The organism is Bacillus sp. AP8 (genome assembly GCF_000321185.1).
In the GTDB taxonomy this organism is placed as follows: domain Bacteria; phylum Bacillota; class Bacilli; order Bacillales; family DSM-1321; genus Bacillus_AD; species Bacillus_AD massilioanorexius.
Genome location: NZ_CAPG01000027.1, coordinates 52929 through 71310, shown reverse-complemented (window position 1 = coordinate 71310; position 18382 = coordinate 52929). Strand labels below are relative to the sequence as shown.

Below are 18382 nucleotides of genomic sequence, written 5' to 3'. Positions count from 1 at the left end.
AATTTACCAGACTATTTTTCGGTCTTACTTATTCTGATTGAACAGATAAAAAGTAAAAAAGAAAAAACCTTACTCTATCGAATAAGGTTTCATAAAAAAGCTATAAGCATGAAAAAGAGACATCGTTAAAAAGTCCATGACATTCTCATACAAATAGTAGCTCTTTTACCTTTCCCACCGAAAAGTAATGATCATCACGTATGAAAAGCAGGTCTCCTGGCTTAGCGTCATTTTACTCTTGTTCCTTCCCAGCAATTTGCCAGTGGTCATAACAATTTCATCAGCATTACAGTAGCGGGGGCTGCATCAGATTTACACTGATTTCCCATTTAACTCAATGTATTTTCTATTAATCTTTAACTTTTGTATTACAGAAAAATCACACCGAGAACTAATCATACTTATTAAGTTATAAAATATAGACGAAACACTAGACATTTCATCCGATATTTGTATTCAACCCAGTATTAGTAGTTTTCTTATTAGTAGAACGTAAAAATCTATACATAGGTAAAACAAATAAATTATTTCAATATCTAAAAACTATGTACATCATACAACAGAATATCTGCTTTTAAAATATGAAAAATTCAGTACATTGGTTCAAAAAGGTGCTAAACCATTGCTATTACAGCGTTTTTTCTCGAAAAAATATTTTTTGATAATTCCAAAAAGAAATGAAATTTATGTATAGAATTTTAAAAATATTCGTGATAAAATGTTTATCGGAACAAAAATTGAATACACTTAATGGTGCTAAAGCTCATAGTAGCATTTAGCTTAAAAGGGAATTCGGTGTCAATCCGAAGCGGTCCCGCCACTGTAACGAGGAGCTTTATTTCTTATACCACTGTTTCTAGTATTGAAATGGGAAGGTGAAATCAAGTGTTGATTCGAAGCCAGGAGACCTGCCATTTAATATAGTGAATGTAATACCCACGAGGATGGGTGCGCTGATAGAACAGATTGGTTTCATTCTGTTTATTTAATGGTAAATCAAGCACTTTATCCTTTATTGAGGAAAGTGCTTTTTTGTTTTATTAAAGGCTGTGTTTAGAAGATTGAGAGTTTTTAAAGGTTGATTGGAGTGTAAAGGGCGAGCCTGCTCAAGTGCGTAGCAAAAAGCTGGCTCACTGCCTACCCCAGTGAAAAGCGTGCATCATGAAGCAGAATTCTACTCAACTATACTCAATACTTGTTCCTAGACAATAAAATTTGCCAAAAGGCCCTTATAAAAAAGCACTTTTCAAAAAACTTTAAAGGAGATTGGAAAATGAAGAAAAGATTGAATTACAAGATTTTGTACTTTATCGTATTTTTGCTGTTTGTTCCAAAAAAAGCATTTGCGATGCATATTATGGAAGGATTCTTACCAGCTGAGTGGGCGATTTTTTGGTGGGCGATTTCATTACCATTTCTAATTGCTGGTTTACTCACAATCAAAAAAATTACGCAGGAAAACCCAGAAGTGAAAATGATGTTAGGTTTATCGGGTGCATTCGCATTTGTATTATCCGCATTAAAAATCCCTTCTGTTACAGGTAGTTGTTCGCATCCTACTGGTGTGGGACTTGGTACAATTTTATTTGGTCCAGCTGCAATGAGCGTTATAGGATTTATTGTTCTTTTATTTCAATCATTATTATTAGCTCATGGCGGTTTAACTACATTAGGTGCCAATACTTTTTCAATGGCAATTGCCGGCCCAATAATTGCCTTTTTCATTTTTAAAGGAGCTAAAAAAGTTGGTCTCTCCTTCTCCGTTGCTGTCTTTTTAGCTGCATCCTTAGGTGATTTAGGAACCTATATTTTTACATCTATTCAATTGGCTTTAGCCTTTCCATCTGAAGTTGGTGGCTTTATGGCGTCATTTACAAAATTTGCAGGAATCTTTGCTGTAACACAAATTCCATTAGCCATTAGTGAAGGTATACTAACAGTAGTCGTAATGAACGTACTAAGAAAATATAATGTTGCAGAATTAATGAAATTAAAAGTATTTACAAAGGAGGCTCATTAAAATGAAAAAAAATCTCCTTCTCATCTTATTTGTTATTATACTAGCCATATTTCCTTTATTTCTTCAAAAAGGAGCAGAGTTTGGTGGAGCTGATGGAGAGGCTGAGGCTGAAATTGGAAATATCGCTCCTGATTATGAGCCTTGGTTTAGTTCCATATTGGAGCCACCAAGTGGAGAGATTGAAAGTTTATTATTTTCGCTTCAAGCAGGTTTAGGAGCAGGTTTTATAGGCTATTTTATCGGTTTTTCCAAAGGAAAGAAGAAAAAAAATAATGTAGATCAAAAAGAGTAAGATCATGTTATTAATTGATAAATATGCTTATTTCAACCGACTTAAAGATGTTCACCCATTAGAAAAAATGACTTTTTCAATGATGATGTTGATTTTTTCCTTGATGGTTCAAAATATAGTTGTATCACTCATCACTTTTATAGTGATGAGTTCTTTTATCTTATTTGCAGCTAAAATCCCATTTTCATATTATGTGAAGCTATTGTTGCTTCCAGCTTTTTTCTTACTATCAGGTTTAATAACCATTCTACTTTCATTTGATACTATTGACACATTACCCCTAAGTATTGCTTGGTCACTGAAAGTAGGGAATTGGTTCATCTTTATAACGCATGACAGTATCGTGAAAGCGATTAAACTTTTCTTTACCGTACTAGGAAGTATAAGCTGCTTATACTTTTTAACATTGACAACACCTATGACAACCATTTTTGATATCTTAAGAAAATGGAAGATTCCTAAATTGTTAATAGAGCTAATTGAATTAACCTATCGCTTTATTTTTGTATTTCTTGAAACATCTCACGATATTTTTTTAGCACAGCATTCACGACTTGGTTATATTTCCATTCGTCAAGGCATTAAATCATTAGGGCTTCTCGTTTCTTCTTTATTTATACAAGTTTTTCAACGTTCTCATCAACTAACTAATGCTATGAATGCTAGGTGTTATAAAGATGATCTTTTATTTATACAAGAAAATTATCGCTATTCTATGCTTAACTGGATAATCATGATTCTATTTTTGATTGCTCTAATGATAATAGATAGACAATTTGGAGGGACAATTTTACGTGGATAACACATATTTTGATTTAAACAAAGTGACATACAGTTATCCCGATGGAACGACTGCCTTATGTGATTTAACAATTACTATTAAAAAAGGAAAAAGATTGCATTGGTTGGAAAAAACGGTGTTGGGAAATCCACCTTATTTCTCCATCTTAATGGAATTTTACAGCCTACAAGTGGAACCATTCATTTTAAGGGTAATCCATTAAAATATGACCGAAAATCTTTACTGTCCTTACGAAAACAAGTGAATATTGCTTTTCAAGATCCAGATTCTCAATTGTTCTCATCAAATGTCATGCAGGACATTTCCTTTGGACCTCTTAACTTAGGATGGTCACAAGAACATGTACGTAAAAGAGTTGAATGGGCAATGGCTCAAACGGGTGTTGTAGACTTTAAGCATAAGCCCACACATTTTTTAAGTCTGGGGCAAAAGAAAAGAGTTGCTATAGCTGGGATTTTAGCCATGGATCCAGACGTCTTTATACTTGATGAACCAACAGCTGGTTTAGATACGTATTACTCAAAACAAATTATAAATGTGTTAAATTCGATTCAACAAAATGATCGAACGATCATTCTGTCCACTCATGACGTAAACTTAGCTTACGAATGGGCAGATGAAGTAATTGTGATGAATGAAGGCGGCATCGTCTACGAGGGAGATCCTATCGCATTTTTTCAACAGGAAAACCTAGTAGAACTCGCTCATATGGAATGTCCATGGGTTCTAGCTACTTACGAAAAACTAAAAGCGAATCACATGCTTTCTAAACACACCCAAATTCCGAGAAATAGAAATCAGTTATTTTCGTTGATTAATAACTAATATAATCATAAAAAAACAGCAGTATGAAAGGTGAAATTCCCATCCTTTCCTGCTGTTTTAATTAATTATTATAAATAATAGCCACTACTCTACATCTGCTATCAATGTATCATAAGCAATTTCAATATTTAGTCCTTCTTCATATAGTTGCTTTTCCAGCTTTAGTAATTCATTAAATGATAAACCGTTTATCTCATCAACATGAGTTAAAATCGTTTTTTTCGGTTTTAAAGTCTTAATAATATCTAATGTTTCCAAAAATGTACATTCTTGCTGTAGGATAGGATGATCACTTGCAAAAAGTCTTTTCTCATTAAGGGGATGATATTCAAAAATACCAATTGGTAAAATAGCCAAATCTAGGCCTTCTAAATCTTTTTTAGGCTTCCAATTATTTAATTCGTCCATTGCAATCAAAATTCTCTTATCATTCTTTTCTAAAAGAAATGCATAGACATAATCCTCTGCTAATCGAAAAGGAGTAATACGCGTATCATTAATAATAATCATATCCTCATCCATCAATTCATGAAGATTAATATAATTCTCATTTTCAAAAAAACGCAAATGTTCTTTTGATCCAAGATACGTATTAAAATCTTTTGAAACTTGTTCGGGTAAATATACGTTTGTTTGAGTGTGCTTCGGAGGATAATTTCTCCAATCAACATTTAATGATTCAAGTACTCTTCTCCCCATGACGTGATCTGGATGCCAATGAGAATAAAATACACCATCAATTTGTTTAATATTGGAGCGATTAATCTGACTATAAATATCTTCTGATGTATCAAATAATAGATTTGCTTCATGTACAAATAAACTAGGACCTGATCGACTAAATGGTACCCCTTTCACCCTAGCTTCTTCACAAACTCGGCAACTACATAGTGGCCGTGGAATCGTCATTGCTCCACCTGTCCCTAAAAATTCGATCTTCATGCTCGTGATTCCCCCCTCTTGTGTTCCCTACATATTTCTAGAGGAGGTTTGCTTTTTCCTGCTTATATATCAAAATAAAAATCACCTGTATAAAAAATGGTCTATAGCCCCATCTTACAGCCAATATTTCCCTAAATTCTTTATCTTTCCATCGATAAGCATAAAACAGCTCCATTTTTTTGAAGTCCGCTAAATTAATGAGATGAAATTAAAACAACAAACAAACTTTCATTCATAATATCTGTTTTTTTATTCTGATTTCAAGGCATCAATTGGTTTTAATTTTGCCGCTCGATTAGCGGGCAATATTCCAAATATGATTCCTATACATAATGAAAAGAAAAACGCAGTAATGACTATAGTCGGTGAAATAAGCGGTGTTACTCCAATAATATCGCAAAGCCCTATAACACTTAAAATTCCTAAAACAATACCCATTATTCCACCCATAGTGGTTAACACAATGGCTTCAATTAAAAATAAAGCTAATATATCACGTCTTTTCGCACCTAATGCTTTTCTTATACCAATCTCTTTCACACGTTCAGTCACAGACACAAGCATGATATTCATAATTCCTATTCCTGCTACAAATAAGGAGATTCCTGCGATTCCAGCTAATAGAAAAGTCATAATTGCACTGACTAAATCAATGGTCTTTAATAAATCTTGTGAAGTCATCGTCATAAAACTGTCCGTATTATTATGAAAAATCTCTAGCAAACGATTCTCAATGCCATTAACAGCCAAATCAACACTTTCTTCAGAGGCTGCCATTACATTGATTAGAGATACTCCCGTTTGTCCAAATAAGCGTTCAGCCGTACTTATGGGTATAAGAATCGTATTATCTAATGAACCAGTTATCGTTTGTCCTTTTTCTTCTAGCAATCCGATTACTTCAAATAATTCACCACTTAAGAAAAATACTTTCCCTATTGGATTTTTATTTGGAAATAAGGTCGATGCGGCCTCTACACCAATCACGGCTACTTTTTGTCTTGAGCTTACATCAATAGAATGAATAAATCTTCCCTTTTGCACAAAAAAATGATTAACAACACTATATCCCTCAGTTACACCCTCAATTGAAACCACTTTATTTAGCGCCTCACTCCGAGCTGTAGTGGAAGCTCGAAACTGTGGTGACACTTCCTCTACACCAGCTATTTTTCTCCATTCAAGAGTATCCTCATAAGGAATCGTTGTTTCTTCCCCTCTTCCAGTAATTGTTACCACAATAGAGTTTGAGCCTAATTGATTCACTTGCTCTTTTACTGTTCTAGAAGAGACATCTCCAAGCGAAACTAACGTTATCACAGAAGCTATCCCAATAATGATTCCAAGCATTGTCAGAAAAGTACGGAGCTTTCTCAACCAAAGATTTTTCATTGCCATGCGAAACACTTCGAATTTAGCCAAAATTCATTCTACCTCCGTTAAAATACCATCTTTCATCCGAAGAATCCTTGAGGCTTGATCAGCGACATTATTATCATGAGTTATTAGGACAATTGTATGACCTTGCTTATCATTCAACTCTTTTAAAAGGTGCATGATTTCACCACTTGTCTTTGAATCTAATGCTCCTGTAGGTTCATCAGCTAAAATAATGGGTGGATTACCTGCTAAAGCTCTAGCTATAGCTACTCTTTGTTGTTGGCCACCCGATAGTTTATTAGGTAGATGATCGATTCGATTAGCTAATCCCACTTTATCAAGAGCCTGATTTGCATATTTTCTCCTTTTTTTTGCTGTAATTCCTCGATAAATTAATGGAAGTTCTATGTTTTCAAGTGCTGTCAGTCTAGGCAAAAGATTAAAGCTTTGAAAGATAAATCCAATTTTCTGATTACGAAATTCAGCTAGTTCATTATCCTTAGCTGCATTTATTCGAAGTCCGTCCAAAAGATAGTCACCAGAGGTTGGTACATCTAAGCATCCTATAATGTTCATTAATGTGGACTTACCAGAACCTGATGGACCAATAATAGCAACCATTTCCCCTGTCGTAATTTTCAATGATACATTGTTGAGAGCTGTTATTTCCTCTTCTCCTAAAATATATTTTTTGCAAATGTCTTTCATTTCAATAAGCATTTACTGTCCTCCAATACTTCGATAGCAGAATGAAAAAGGTATTATTCTATTTAGAAAGTTGATTTGTTGAACGAGATTCTTTTTTAGGTAATAATATTTTTTGACCCTCACTCACTCCATTTCTAATCACAATATTCTTCGTATCGTTAATTCCCGTCTGAACCTCGATGAGTTTTGTCCCTTTATCTGTCATAACATTTAAAAAAGACTTTCCAGCTTTTTCAACGAGTGCTTCTATAGGTACGATTAATTTATTACTACTTTCTTTCAATTTTATTTTTGCATTTACACTCATTCCGGACTTAATTAGTTTTGGATTTTCTATTGAAACCTCTACCTTAAATGTTGCGACTCCATTGTTGTAATCCCCTTCATTTGCAATGCTTATCACCTTTCCAACAAACACTTCATCTGGAAAAGCTTGTACCATGATTTGAACATCTTGTCCTATTTCAATTTGCGGGATATCTAATTCATCAACAGAGAGATTCGCTTTTAATTCTTTATAATTCGTGATAGAAGCAAGAGTTTGATTGGCTGCAACATCATTACCAACTTGCAGCTCAGTACCAACAGCAATATAACCACTAATTGGTGCATAGATAGACTTAGGAGCTTTTTCCTTTTCTCCCAACTTTCTCAATTCTTTCTCTACACTATTTATTTCAACCTTCACTTTTTTTATTTGTGTATCTAATTCTGTATGGTTTTCCCCAATATATTCAGACGCTTGATTAGCTACTACTTTCAATTCTTCTAACGATTCTAATTCTAAATGTAATTTTTTCAGGTTCATTTCAATATTTTCTCTCTCACTGGAGAAGTCATACTTATCAAAGCTTACTAACAAGTCTCCTTTTGAAACATATTTTCCATTTTGTAAATAATTCTCTTTGATACGTCCAGCTGTAGTTGTATTAATCATTATTCTTTTAATTGGCGTTGCCATGCCTTTTCCTGAAACATAAGCCTTAATATTTCCCGTTTTCACAGTATAAGTCCGCTCTTTTTCAACCTCTGTTTGTTCATTTTGTATTAGTCCTATACCTACAATAACAGCAGCTACTATGATCAATATGATAGTAAAAATGGCTATTTTTATTTTAGAATTCATAAAACACCTCTTAAAAAGTTCACTATATGTTTTATTATTATGCCTCTTAATACTTCAACCTTATGAATAGGATTAAAATAACAGAAAAAACGAATACAATAACTTTTACTAAATGACCGATTTAGTCAACATTTTCACGTAAAAAGACATCATTCATAAACACTGTAAAGTCTTGCAATTATTACTTTTTCCTTAAGAGTTTCACCTATTCCCAAAAAAGGATGTCCAAAAGTGAAAATAAAGGACACCCCCTTATATTTTCTCTCCATATTACTCCTTCTAAATCAACCAAGAGAAACATAAAACTAAACACGTTTTAAGAACACACTCATACAAAAAATAAGGACTCTACAAAGTGATAAAAACCACTTTGTAGAGCCCCTTTTTCCTCCAATAAAATGAACGACCATATGTATAAGTAAACTAGTTCATTCAAATTCGACTTCTGTAATAAGATATTTTCCGATTACTTAACAGCTGCTATTTGTTAGCTTTTCCAATCTCTTTGTTAATTTATCTCTCCAATCATCTGCCAATTCAGCAACTTCCAAGATTTTTTCTATACCTTCAACATTCTTTTGATCGTGAAAATAGATTTCATTACAATATTGTATGGTTACTTGTTTTGGATGAGCTTGTTTTAATGTTATGTTTGAATTACTTTTTACTGTTCCTTCTTTCAAAACACGACATAAGTAACCTGTATATCCAGTTTCAACAATTCTTTTGAGCAAATCATTAATATTGTTTCTTCTTGTAATCGTACTACATGGAATTCTGGCTTGTGTTACTTGAACAACTGCATCCCCTATTTGAAATATATCCCCAATACAAACGTCACGTTCAAGCATATTTGACACAGTTAAATTCTCACCAAATGCTGCTCTTGATAAAGTTTGAAATTCTTTCTCCCATTGAGCATAATGCTCATAAGGATATAGACAGACAGCTCGGTCTAATCCACTATGATGTTTCTGATCTGCTCTACCGTCACCTTGAAATCCATCTTTGGTTAAAAACGCTTCTTCAACAGCTTCTTTACAAATGGCAGTTTGCATTTCTTGGTCTATACCAAATTCCATCGTTTTTGGAATACCTATTGCAAAATGCTTAATCTCCATTTTTTTGTTTTCTAACATAATAATACCTCCATTTCCTTACCCATTTGCACTAAAACTTATTTTATCACAGACCCGTTTTCAGTCGCATTACACATATCGAAAGTTAAGTCTGAATCCAGAGTAACGTCAACCGCTCTAGATTCAGACTTATATCAGTTTTGCTCATATGGAAATGAGTGAACTCTAAGTATCCCATCGTGTTTCTGAGCGCATCCACTTTCCTACACTTTCTCTTATTCCGCAAACAAGTATGTCATGATCTCAGGAATTCTTTTCTTAAAAAAAGTGTATTCATGCTTTCCATTATCAATTGTTCGAAACATTGAATTTGATACTTTTCTATTTATCATTTCATATACAGTCTGATTGGATTGTAAAAATGCCGAATTTATTTCACTTTCTCCAAACTCATTAGTACCACAGTCCAAATAAAATCTTTTGATGTTGGTAAGATTTGCACTACTTATCATTTTTTCCATTTCTTCTTGATTTCGGAAATAGCCAGATGATATAGCTGCTACCTTAGTGAAAATGTCTGGATAGCGACATGCAGCATAGGTTGAAATTAACCCTCCCAATGAAATACCTGCTATTGATGTATGATTTTTTTTGTGCGGTAATTTAGATCGATAAATGGCTTAAGCTCATGCACAATATAATCAATATACTCTCCCCCTAAGCCTCCTAAATTACTACGTTCTCCTAGTAAAGATTCACAGAAATCTCCACATTTCCATGGACAATACTCATTAATTCTATCTTCTCTTATTGGATTTGCATCAATAGCCACAACAATAATGTCAATTACTTGGTTATCTAAATATTCATTAATATTTAGAGATACACCTCCAACTGCATCAGTATCTTGAAATACATTCTGGCCATCATGCATATATAATACAGGATAGTCTTGTTCCACTTCATAATAATTATTTGGCACATATACAGCGAGAGTTCTATATTCATTAAACGGTGTAATCCATAAAGTTCTTTTTTCAATCAATATCTTCAACCTACTTCTCTATTAATATTTGACACTTATTAGATTCAAAATACTTTTAGAATCTCTCTCGGATAAAATAGTAACTTGTTTTTGCAGCGGTAGAACTACTTTGATTTGTTCATCCGTACCTGTATAATAAACAGAAAACACTGATATCTTAGTACCTAACTTACGCTTATTAAAATAGAATTTATAATCTGGCGCCTTTTTGATTTTCTTAAAGCTTTTCCATTCAGCTTTTTGCAGAATATGTTTTACTCTTTCCGCCCTCTTTTCATCTATTTTTTCCTTATACGCAATATACTTTATGTTTGCTTTCTCTTGTTTATTGTTTTCTACTCGATGCGATCGATCAGAAAAGTTTTTCATCACACTTATTCTTTCTATATCACGATCGAGAAAAAGTACTAATAACAAAATGAAAACTACTATCAATATCATGAATAGAATCAAACGGAATTTCATTTTATCGCACATCCCTCCAGCAATACATAGAAGTTCACTTCTATACTCAACCAAAACACCAACCAAAATTTCAATTATCTTCCATTCTAACATAAAAATCTTAACACCATCGCAAGAAATTAAGCTGTTCTTCGAATAAATCACATGTAATTTTTAAATAATAGTTGTGATAGCTCATTAAAACTATTGTTAGGAGTGTCTAATATATGGGGTATGAAACAAAAAAAGTAGTTATTGTAGGTACAGGATTCGTTGGAACTGCTATTGCTTATTCCATTGTCAATCAAGGGATTACTGAAGAATTAGTATTAATTGATTTAGATACAGCGAAAGCAGAGGGAGAGGCTGCCGATTTACGTCATGGCGTACCCTTTGGCCCAGCTCGTATGAAAATTCGTGCAGGTGGCTACGAAGAATGCAGCAACGCTGACGTGGTTATTGTTACTGCTGGAGTTAACCAAAAACCAGGAGAGACTCGTTTAGCCTTAGTTGAGAGAAATGCTGTTATTATGAAAAGTATTATCAAAAATATTATGGATGCAAGTTTTAACGGAATTTTAATTATTGCATCGAATCCTGTTGATATATTAACGTATATTGCTTGGAAAGAATCTGGACTTCCACATTCGCAAGTAATCGGCTCAGGTACAACACTTGATACGGCTAGATTACGTTCCGGTTTATCTGAATATTTCAATGTTGATCCTCGTAATATACACACTTACATTATGGGAGAGCATGGGGATACAGAGTTTGCGACTTGGAGCCATTCAACAATTGCCTCACAACCAATTGAGGAGTATATCAAGAAACATGGAGACAAGTATAATATTAAAGATTTAGAGCAAATTTTTATTGATACTCGTGATGCAGCATACTATATTATCGAAAGAAAAAAAGCTACATATTTTGGTATTGGTATGTGCGTTGCTCGAATCGCAAAAGCAGTATTAAATAATGAACGTGCTATTCTCCCAGTAGGTGTCTATTTAGATGGAATATATGGACAAACTGATGTGTTTTCGAGCGCTCCATCCGTCATTTCCCGAAAAGGTGTTGAATCGGTAATTGAACTCGATCTATCAGAAGAAGAGCAACAAAAATTAAACCACTCTATTTCGGTATTAAAGGAAACGATGAAGCCCGTCTTATAATAAACGCGTATTTTCATTAAACTCCCCTACATATAAGTGGGGGATTTCTTACATATTTAGTCATCGCAGGAGGCTTTCATGAATAAAACTAACACCCAGTCACCCTTTTCCTTTCTCCTTGGAATTGGTTTAACTCTTATCATTGCTCTGATAGCTGGGCAAATTACCAAATTACCTTTCTTCTCAATAATGGGGATGATGATTATTGCTATTCTTCTTGGAATGGCATGGAATGCATTTTTAAAAGTACCAGACTCGATTAAAGGCGGAGTATCTTTTAGTAGTAGATATTTATTACGTGCTGGTATTATTTTAATGGGATTACGGCTAAATTTACAGCAAATACTTGATGCAGGTTGGCCCGTTCTTTTAACAGATATCATTGTGATAGTCATTACGATTTTTGGCATGTATTATATTGGCAAGCTCCTTAAAGTCGATCCCCATTTAAATATTTTATTATCCGTAGGAACTGCTATATGTGGTGCTGCAGCTGTCGTTGCCATTGCTTCTGTATTAAAAAGTAAACAAGAGGATACAGCTGTTTCTGTTGCCTGGGTAGCTATTCTTGGGACAATTACTTCTCTATTTTATATATTTTTATTTCCAATTTTAGAAATGCATCCTTATAATTATGGCGTTTTGGTCGGAGCAACTCTGCATGAAATCGCTCATGTGATTGCTTCAACGATTCCGGGTGGAGTTGAATCGGATACAATTGGTATTGTCGTAAAATTAGGTCGAGTTGCCTTATTATTACCTGTTGCATTAATAATCGGTTCAATTTTTGGAGAAAAAGCTTCTTCAAACGAAAAAAAATCGCTCAAAAATTTACCAATTCCTTGGTTTATCTTTGGATTTTTGGCTATGAGTGTCGTTAATACTTTGAATATTTTTCCACAATCTTTTACGAATGCCTTAATTCCTATTAGCTCCTATTTGTTAGCTATGGCTATGGCTGGCCTTGGACTAGGAATTAATCTTTCTGATTTCAAAAAAGCTGGTCTCAAGCCAGCCATCCAAGGAGTTCTTGGAACTGTACTTGTTTGCGGAATCGGCATAATCATGCTCTATTTACTCTTTTAGTATTAGGCTGTTTTCCTAACACCTCATTCGAAGAGTAAGATATGATACTCTTGAAGGGGCATCCTGATGTGGAATTCAAATCACTACTTGTCATAGGCAGCAAAATATGCAAAAAACTGCTAAAATTATTTAACTTCTCATTTATTGAAAAGGAAGGTGTCCAGATGGACACCTTCCTATTTTGGGTTATTTCTTTATTATTTTTCCCCCAAAAAACGTAGAGACAGCCTCTTTTCTTTCATAATTAACCAATAATAACTCTCTCTTTTGGATAATGATACGGATCTGGATCTTTTTCACCACCAAGCATGAAAATGAATGAAAGAATACCCACTCTACCAATAAACATAATAACTATTAATGTTAATTTACCAAATGTCGATAATTCCGGCGTTATACCTAAGGATAATCCAGTTGTACCGAATGCCGAACAAACCTCAAAAATAATTTCCATAATAGAAAAAGGTTCCGTTATGCTTAGCACAAAAACACCTATACTACATATAATTAAAGCTATCATCGTTACTACTACTGATTTTTTTATATCAATTTCATGCAACTCTCGTTTAAATACTTTCACATGCCTATTTCCTCTTGCAAAATGAAACAAAAACAAAATCGTAATAGCGAATGTGGTTGTGCGTATTCCACCACCTACAGAACTCGGAGAGGCACCTATAAACATTAGTCCACATAATACAAAAAGAGTAGGATTCGTGAATTGACTAACATCCATCGTTGCCAGACCCGCATTTCTTGTTGTTACTGATTGAAAAAAGGCATAAAAAAAACTTTCATGCCAGCTTTTTCCTACTAAGAAATGCTTATACTCTAAAATTAATATTGCTACAATTCCTACTATTATTAGAATGAAGTATGTAGTTGTTGTTAATTTTGTAAATAAAGAAAAATGAATGCCTTTATTCTTTCTCCTTTTTATCATGTATTCTTTTACTTCAATAAGTACTGGATAACCTATTGATCCGAAAATAATAAGAGTAATATTTATCATTTGGATAAAATAGTCATGCGCATACGGAACCAATGAACTTCCACCGATATCAAAGCCAGCATTTGTAGTTGCACTAATGGACATAAATATACCCTGTAAGAATGCTTCAGGAACAGAAGAATAATAATGTAATAAATAAAAACCTAACACAACTGCTCCTATTGCTTCAATTGCAAGAATTAATATTAATACTTGCTTTAGTAAGAATACAAGTCCTGAGAAAGAAACTTGATTTTGATCAGTCATAATTAGAAGTCTTTCTTTAAAACCAATTTTTCTTTTAAAAAGCAGCCATAAAAAAGTACCTAAAGTCATAATGCCAATACCACCGAACTGTAGAATAAACATTAGAATAAAATATCCTGGAACACTAAAGGTTTTCGTAATATCAATCACAGAAAGTCCCGTTACGCTTACGGCACTTACAGCAAGAAACAACGAATCAATCATAGTGAGCTTTACACCATCTTGCAAAGCAATTGGTAAACGTAAAAGGATCGTTGAAATTGAAACAGCAAGAAAATAGTACAAAACAATAATCTGAGCCGGAGATAACTTAGTGAAGATTAGGCTTTTTCTCATAGTGAAATCCTTTCAAAACTTCTCTGCTATGCTTCCATTTTTCACTTAAACAACTATATTCATACGTGATTTGTCCTTTATCTTTAGCACATGTGTTATAAAGACTATTTTCACAATTTTTTATTTCCTACCATTAAACGAAGAATCAGTATACATTGAATTGTATTTAAGGAAGGATGCACACTTTTTACTTTCGGACGGTAAACCTCCTCGGAACATAGCACCATGTGGGTTCCACCTGAACCACCGTCTCTCCACAGATTACGCTTCAATCAACCTTTTTACCCACTAGTTTTTCACACCGAATTAATGTAATAATATTGTCTTTAGTTAAACTACATAAAAAGAGGCTGTCCCAAAAGTCAAACTTTTAGTGAACACCCTCATCATTTAAAGTGATTGTAACCAATACTGTTTTTAATCTTCTACTATATCATCAAATCGTTGAATACAAGTTGGAAATCCATTTACCTCTTGTAACAAAAAAGTGTATAGTTAGGTCAAATTTCCTCATCATTTTTATGGGGTACCATAAACTTTTTCTTTTTACATTTTTTCACTGTGATAGGTATTTGTCAATGTGGAAGCTAACATCTTTAATGGATGCATGATCATTTTATTATAATTTTCAGATATCCGGTCAGCAGCCTCTACCATTGATAATTGAGCAACAGAGATGTTTTTTTCACCATCCTCCATTAATAACATTATGAAATTCGTAACCTTTTCGTTATATTCATATTTTTTCCCTTGCATTAAAAGATGGAATGAATCATCTATCACGACCGCCTCTACATCAATTAACTTATGATGAGATATCGCATACTCTTTTAAACGTTGCATCGTTGCGGTGACAGTTGCTGGATTTGTAAATAAAATGATTTGTGGCTGTTCTATACTGCATACAAAAGAAAAATATGGCTCATCAATTTTTATTATGGGTACTGATAAATCAAGAACTACTTCATCTAAGAGAGCAATATAATTGGTACATGTAATTAATATGGCATCCACATTTGTTTCTGCAATCCATTCAATTTGTTCTTTTACTTTTCTTCTTGCAGCGATATCGCTAAAATGTTCATCTGATTGGACTTTCATTAGTAATCCAGGATCCACAAAATGCATCGATTCTATTGGTAAAGATGATAAACATTGTTCTATATAATGTATATTGGAAAAATGCGCATGCAAACTAGCTAGCTTCATTTTCCTTCTCCATCCTTTATTTTGTTAAAATAGGCCTTTAGCTCCGCTTTCTTTTCAGTTGATAAATCGTGCCACCTAATACCTTGAATGGCTCCTTCTAAAGCATAAAGTTTGTTTAAGCAAGACGTTTCATCAAGTTTTTTTATTCGTTTAAATGCCTCTTTACTCCCGATTTCTTTTAATGCCTCTTGGTCTTCAATACCTGTTTTAACAAGTAGCTCCTCGACAACTTTACCAATATTGGGCATATCTGATAGTTGATTCATCATTATTCCCCCTAGGAAAGCGTATCTTTTCAGACTTTCATGTGTCATTCATATAATCAAATAATACTCTTACTATTATGTATTTCACGTTTGTTTAGGATTATAAACCCGATTTTATATAGTAATTTCAAATTCTTTTACATAGACAGCATTCCCTTTAATTTCAATATCGAGTTTATCATTATTTCTCGTTACAATGACTTGTACACGACCATCCCTATTTATTTCCATTCCTTGTTCTACTAATAAATGTAATGATGAATGAAAGTTTGGACCAATGTAAGTAGCGTAATAGGCTCCCATTACTCCAGATGCTGTACCCGTAACCGAATCTTCAATAGTTCCTGAAAAAGGCGATGAAAAATGACGTGCGTGCATATGTGCTTCAGCGTCATATGTTTCTAAACAAAAAGGATGTATTGATGCTTTGGGCATCTCTTTAAGAATATCAGGAAACAATTGATTTTGTGGCTTCATATTTTGGAATACATGTAATGTACGAATAGGGATCAACAATGTCCAAATGCCAGTACTTCCGTATACAATAGGTAATTCATCAGAAATATCTGTCAACTCAATTCCAAGCGAATTTGCTAAATCTTCTTTAGATCCTTTAAATGGTTTAAATTGAGGTGAAGCTTGTTGCATTGTTATCCAAGTATCTTGTTTTTCCTTAGCAATTTTTATTGGCAATATACCCGCATTTGTTTCAATGGTTAATTCTTGTTTATTTCCTAGTAATCCTTTCGAAGACAAAGCATAAATCGTAGCCATTGTCGCATGTCCACATAAATTCATTTCATGACCAGGTGTAAAATAACGAATACGAAAATCAGCCTTTTTAGATATCTCAAGAAAAGATGTTTCATTAAAACCGACTTTTCTCGCGATCTCTTTCATTTCTTCATCTGTAAAACCGCTGTTTTCTATAACAACTCCAGCTGGATTGCCTTTATTCGGTTTATTACTAAAGGCATCGTACTGTTCAACCTTAATGTATTTCATTTTTCTTCACCCCTCTTATTCAATCATTGTAACTAATTCACAGAAAATGTTACACAGAATTTTCAGTCTCATAAAAAATTTATTCCAAATAAAATAACGAAGGGCCGTCTAAAACGCGATGTTCTATCACATTACAGACAGCCCTTATTTTTTATAACATGGTAGCAAACCAATAACCAATAGCTGTACCTGCATAATTGCCTACGATATAACCTAAAGTTCCAACCAATAGAATAGGAACTATAAGTTTTGTCCACCCTTTTGAGATGGCCATAGCAGCCGCAGTAGTAGGACCTCCAATATTAGCATTGCTTGCCACAATTATTTCTTCTAAATTAAACTTAAATAATTTACCAAGACTTAATGATACGACCATGTTAATAAGAACCATAATCGCCACAAACAACAATAGCAAAGGAGCTTGTTGAATAATTAAAGAAATAGAAGCTGGAACACCAATAACTACAAAGAAAATGTAAATTAAATACGTTCCAATTTCCTGTGCACCTCGTAATCTTTCAAAAAACTTGGCGAATACAGTAACAACCACTATAGTAATAGTAGTTAAAACGAGATATTTATCACCAAAAATTCCTCGTATGAACACATAAAAGAATGATACTCCTTCCCCTGAAGGAATAACCTTTGAAATGATTTCAGCTATTTTAAAAGAAACAGCTACTAATCCAAACGCAGTTCCAATTGATAATGCAAGATCCTGCAAGGAAATTTCTTTTCTTTTCCAAAAAGCAGCAGCTTGATTATGATCTGTTGAATTGTTTCTTTCTATTTCATCCATATGAGGGGTATTATATCTTTTTCTAAAGAACTGTAATGTTGGTATTAACATCAACATAAAAAAGTATAAAGCCATCATCATATTATCTGCAACTACAGTTGCGGATACCAATTCTCCGGGTGTTTCAAACTTAGTTGACATGGAAGCAAAATTGACCCCGCCACCTATATACGAGCCTGTCATCATTGCCCCGATTTTTTCTAATCCAGGAATATAATCTTTTAATAAGAAAAATCCTATAATAGCACCAGCAACAGTACCGACCGAACTTAGAAAAAACATGATCAGCAATCTTCCACTTTCATTCCAAATTTTAAAAATATTTGCTTGAAATAAAAGGAGTGGAATAGCTAACGGAATGACATAACCCCAAACCGTATCATACACTATTGATTCGGTAGGTATAATATGTAAGTTTGCTAAAATCATAGCACCCACAAGAGCAATGATTGCACCGGATATTTTCGATGCCCATTTATACTTTTGCTCTAAATATATACTTATGGCTGCCCACCCTGCAAGGAAAGCCCATAAAATCCAAATATCATCTGGTTGAATTAATGTTTTATTCATCAACTACTCCTT

At 33.7% G+C, this 18382-nt stretch carries 17 protein-coding genes, 1 pseudogene and 2 riboswitches; of the genes and pseudogenes, 6 read left to right on the top strand and 12 right to left on the bottom strand.

Annotated elements, in window-relative coordinates:
- Positions 1–189 precede the first annotated feature (189 nt).
- Positions 190–380, bottom strand: a riboswitch (cobalamin riboswitch).
- Positions 381–734: 354 nt separating this feature from the next.
- A riboswitch (cobalamin riboswitch) is annotated at positions 735–930 on the top strand.
- 343 nt (positions 931–1273) lie between these two features.
- From BN349_RS05040 to BN349_RS23385, 4 genes are all read left to right on the top strand, one after another.
- Complete coding sequence (locus BN349_RS05040; RefSeq protein ID WP_019241186.1) at positions 1274–2020, top strand: energy-coupling factor ABC transporter permease; 747 nt, start codon at positions 1274–1276, stop codon at positions 2018–2020.
- A 1-nt stretch (position 2021) separates the two neighbouring features.
- Positions 2022–2312: an energy-coupling factor ABC transporter substrate-binding protein gene (locus BN349_RS05035; RefSeq protein WP_019241185.1), complete on the top strand. Its 291-nt coding sequence runs from the start codon at positions 2022–2024 to the stop codon at positions 2310–2312.
- 4 nt (positions 2313–2316) lie between these two features.
- Positions 2317–3114, top strand: a complete 798-nt coding sequence (gene cbiQ, locus BN349_RS05030) for a cobalt ECF transporter T component CbiQ (protein ID WP_019241184.1) — start codon at positions 2317–2319, stop codon at positions 3112–3114.
- 99 nt (positions 3115–3213) lie between these two features.
- On the top strand, positions 3214–3939 hold the full coding sequence (locus tag BN349_RS23385; protein ID WP_019241183.1) for an energy-coupling factor ABC transporter ATP-binding protein: 726 nt from the start codon (positions 3214–3216) through the stop codon (positions 3937–3939).
- Positions 3940–4023: 84 nt separating this feature from the next.
- On the opposite strand, the gene BN349_RS05020 is transcribed toward BN349_RS23385, so the two are convergent.
- From BN349_RS05020 to BN349_RS04985, 7 genes and pseudogenes are all read right to left on the bottom strand, one after another.
- Positions 4024–4881: an MBL fold metallo-hydrolase gene (locus BN349_RS05020; RefSeq protein WP_019241182.1), complete on the bottom strand. Its 858-nt coding sequence runs from the start codon at positions 4879–4881 to the stop codon at positions 4024–4026.
- A 249-nt stretch (positions 4882–5130) separates the two neighbouring features.
- A complete protein-coding gene (locus tag BN349_RS05015) occupies positions 5131–6303 on the bottom strand; it encodes an ABC transporter permease (protein WP_019241181.1) in 1173 nt (390 codons plus the stop codon).
- Between the two features lie 3 nt (positions 6304–6306).
- Positions 6307–6981, bottom strand: a complete 675-nt coding sequence (locus tag BN349_RS05010) for an ABC transporter ATP-binding protein (protein WP_019241180.1) — start codon at positions 6979–6981, stop codon at positions 6307–6309.
- Positions 6982–7027: 46 nt separating this feature from the next.
- Positions 7028–8095 (bottom strand): efflux RND transporter periplasmic adaptor subunit, encoded by a 1068-nt coding sequence (locus tag BN349_RS24770; RefSeq protein ID WP_019241179.1) that lies wholly within the window; start codon positions 8093–8095, stop codon positions 7028–7030.
- A gap of 470 nt (positions 8096–8565) precedes the next feature.
- Positions 8566–9234 carry an MOSC domain-containing protein gene (locus BN349_RS04995; protein WP_019241177.1) on the bottom strand — a complete coding sequence of 223 codons (669 nt, stop codon included), beginning with the start codon at positions 9232–9234 and terminating at the stop codon, positions 8566–8568.
- Between the two features lie 215 nt (positions 9235–9449).
- Positions 9450–10135: pseudogene (locus tag BN349_RS23375) on the bottom strand (alpha/beta hydrolase).
- 105 nt (positions 10136–10240) lie between these two features.
- Positions 10241–10777: a hypothetical protein gene (locus BN349_RS04985; protein WP_019241176.1), complete on the bottom strand. Its 537-nt coding sequence runs from the start codon at positions 10775–10777 to the stop codon at positions 10241–10243.
- A 113-nt stretch (positions 10778–10890) separates the two neighbouring features.
- On the opposite strand from BN349_RS04985, the gene BN349_RS04980 reads away from it, so the two are divergent.
- Both BN349_RS04980 and BN349_RS04975 read left to right on the top strand, forming a co-directional pair.
- Entirely contained in the window at positions 10891–11838 is a 948-nt protein-coding gene (locus tag BN349_RS04980; protein WP_019241175.1) for an L-lactate dehydrogenase, read from the top strand.
- A 78-nt stretch (positions 11839–11916) separates the two neighbouring features.
- Entirely contained in the window at positions 11917–12924 is a 1008-nt protein-coding gene (locus BN349_RS04975; protein ID WP_019241174.1) for a YeiH family protein, read from the top strand.
- Positions 12925–13168: 244 nt separating this feature from the next.
- On the opposite strand, the gene BN349_RS04965 is transcribed toward BN349_RS04975, so the two are convergent.
- From BN349_RS04965 to BN349_RS04945, 5 genes are all read right to left on the bottom strand, one after another.
- A complete protein-coding gene (locus BN349_RS04965) occupies positions 13169–14518 on the bottom strand; it encodes a TrkH family potassium uptake protein (protein WP_019241172.1) in 1350 nt (449 codons plus the stop codon).
- Positions 14519–15064: 546 nt separating this feature from the next.
- Positions 15065–15727, bottom strand: coding sequence for a hypothetical protein (locus BN349_RS04960; RefSeq protein WP_019241171.1), 663 nt, complete (start codon positions 15725–15727; stop codon positions 15065–15067).
- Positions 15724–15993: a TfoX/Sxy family protein gene (locus BN349_RS04955; RefSeq protein ID WP_019241170.1), complete on the bottom strand. Its 270-nt coding sequence runs from the start codon at positions 15991–15993 to the stop codon at positions 15724–15726. Before BN349_RS04955 ends, BN349_RS04960 begins: the two co-directional genes overlap by 4 nt.
- A gap of 114 nt (positions 15994–16107) precedes the next feature.
- On the bottom strand, positions 16108–16998 hold the full coding sequence (locus BN349_RS04950) for a PhzF family phenazine biosynthesis protein (RefSeq protein ID WP_019241169.1): 891 nt from the start codon (positions 16996–16998) through the stop codon (positions 16108–16110).
- A gap of 151 nt (positions 16999–17149) precedes the next feature.
- The gene (locus BN349_RS04945) at positions 17150–18370 is read right to left on the bottom strand and encodes a DUF819 family protein (RefSeq protein WP_019241168.1); all 1221 of its coding nucleotides are present in this window, start codon (positions 18368–18370) and stop codon (positions 17150–17152) included.
- Between the last annotated feature and the right edge of the window lie 12 nt (positions 18371–18382).

Bases quoted from the DNA above. Each gene is read 5' to 3' on its own strand.
- BN349_RS05040 (WP_019241186.1), top strand. From the start codon at position 1,274: ATGAAGAAAAGATTGAATTACAAGATTTTGTACTTTATCGTATTTTTG.
- BN349_RS05035 (WP_019241185.1), top strand. From the start codon at position 2,022: ATGAAAAAAAATCTCCTTCTCATCTTATTTGTTATTATACTAGCCATA.
- cbiQ (WP_019241184.1), top strand. From the start codon at position 2,317: ATGTTATTAATTGATAAATATGCTTATTTCAACCGACTTAAAGATGTT.
- BN349_RS05020 (WP_019241182.1), bottom strand. From the start codon at position 4,881: ATGAAGATCGAATTTTTAGGGACAGGTGGAGCAATGACGATTCCACGG.
- BN349_RS05010 (WP_019241180.1), bottom strand. From the start codon at position 6,981: ATGCTTATTGAAATGAAAGACATTTGCAAAAAATATATTTTAGGAGAA.
- BN349_RS24770 (WP_019241179.1), bottom strand. From the start codon at position 8,095: ATGAATTCTAAAATAAAAATAGCCATTTTTACTATCATATTGATCATA.
- BN349_RS04995 (WP_019241177.1), bottom strand. From the start codon at position 9,234: ATGTTAGAAAACAAAAAAATGGAGATTAAGCATTTTGCAATAGGTATT.
- BN349_RS04985 (WP_019241176.1), bottom strand. From the start codon at position 10,777: ATGTTAGAATGGAAGATAATTGAAATTTTGGTTGGTGTTTTGGTTGAG.
- BN349_RS04980 (WP_019241175.1), top strand. From the start codon at position 10,891: ATGGGGTATGAAACAAAAAAAGTAGTTATTGTAGGTACAGGATTCGTT.
- BN349_RS04975 (WP_019241174.1), top strand. From the start codon at position 11,917: ATGAATAAAACTAACACCCAGTCACCCTTTTCCTTTCTCCTTGGAATT.
- BN349_RS04965 (WP_019241172.1), bottom strand. From the start codon at position 14,518: ATGAGAAAAAGCCTAATCTTCACTAAGTTATCTCCGGCTCAGATTATT.
- BN349_RS04960 (WP_019241171.1), bottom strand. From the start codon at position 15,727: ATGAAGCTAGCTAGTTTGCATGCGCATTTTTCCAATATACATTATATA.
- BN349_RS04955 (WP_019241170.1), bottom strand. From the start codon at position 15,993: ATGAATCAACTATCAGATATGCCCAATATTGGTAAAGTTGTCGAGGAG.
- BN349_RS04950 (WP_019241169.1), bottom strand. From the start codon at position 16,998: ATGAAATACATTAAGGTTGAACAGTACGATGCCTTTAGTAATAAACCG.
- BN349_RS04945 (WP_019241168.1), bottom strand. From the start codon at position 18,370: ATGAATAAAACATTAATTCAACCAGATGATATTTGGATTTTATGGGCT.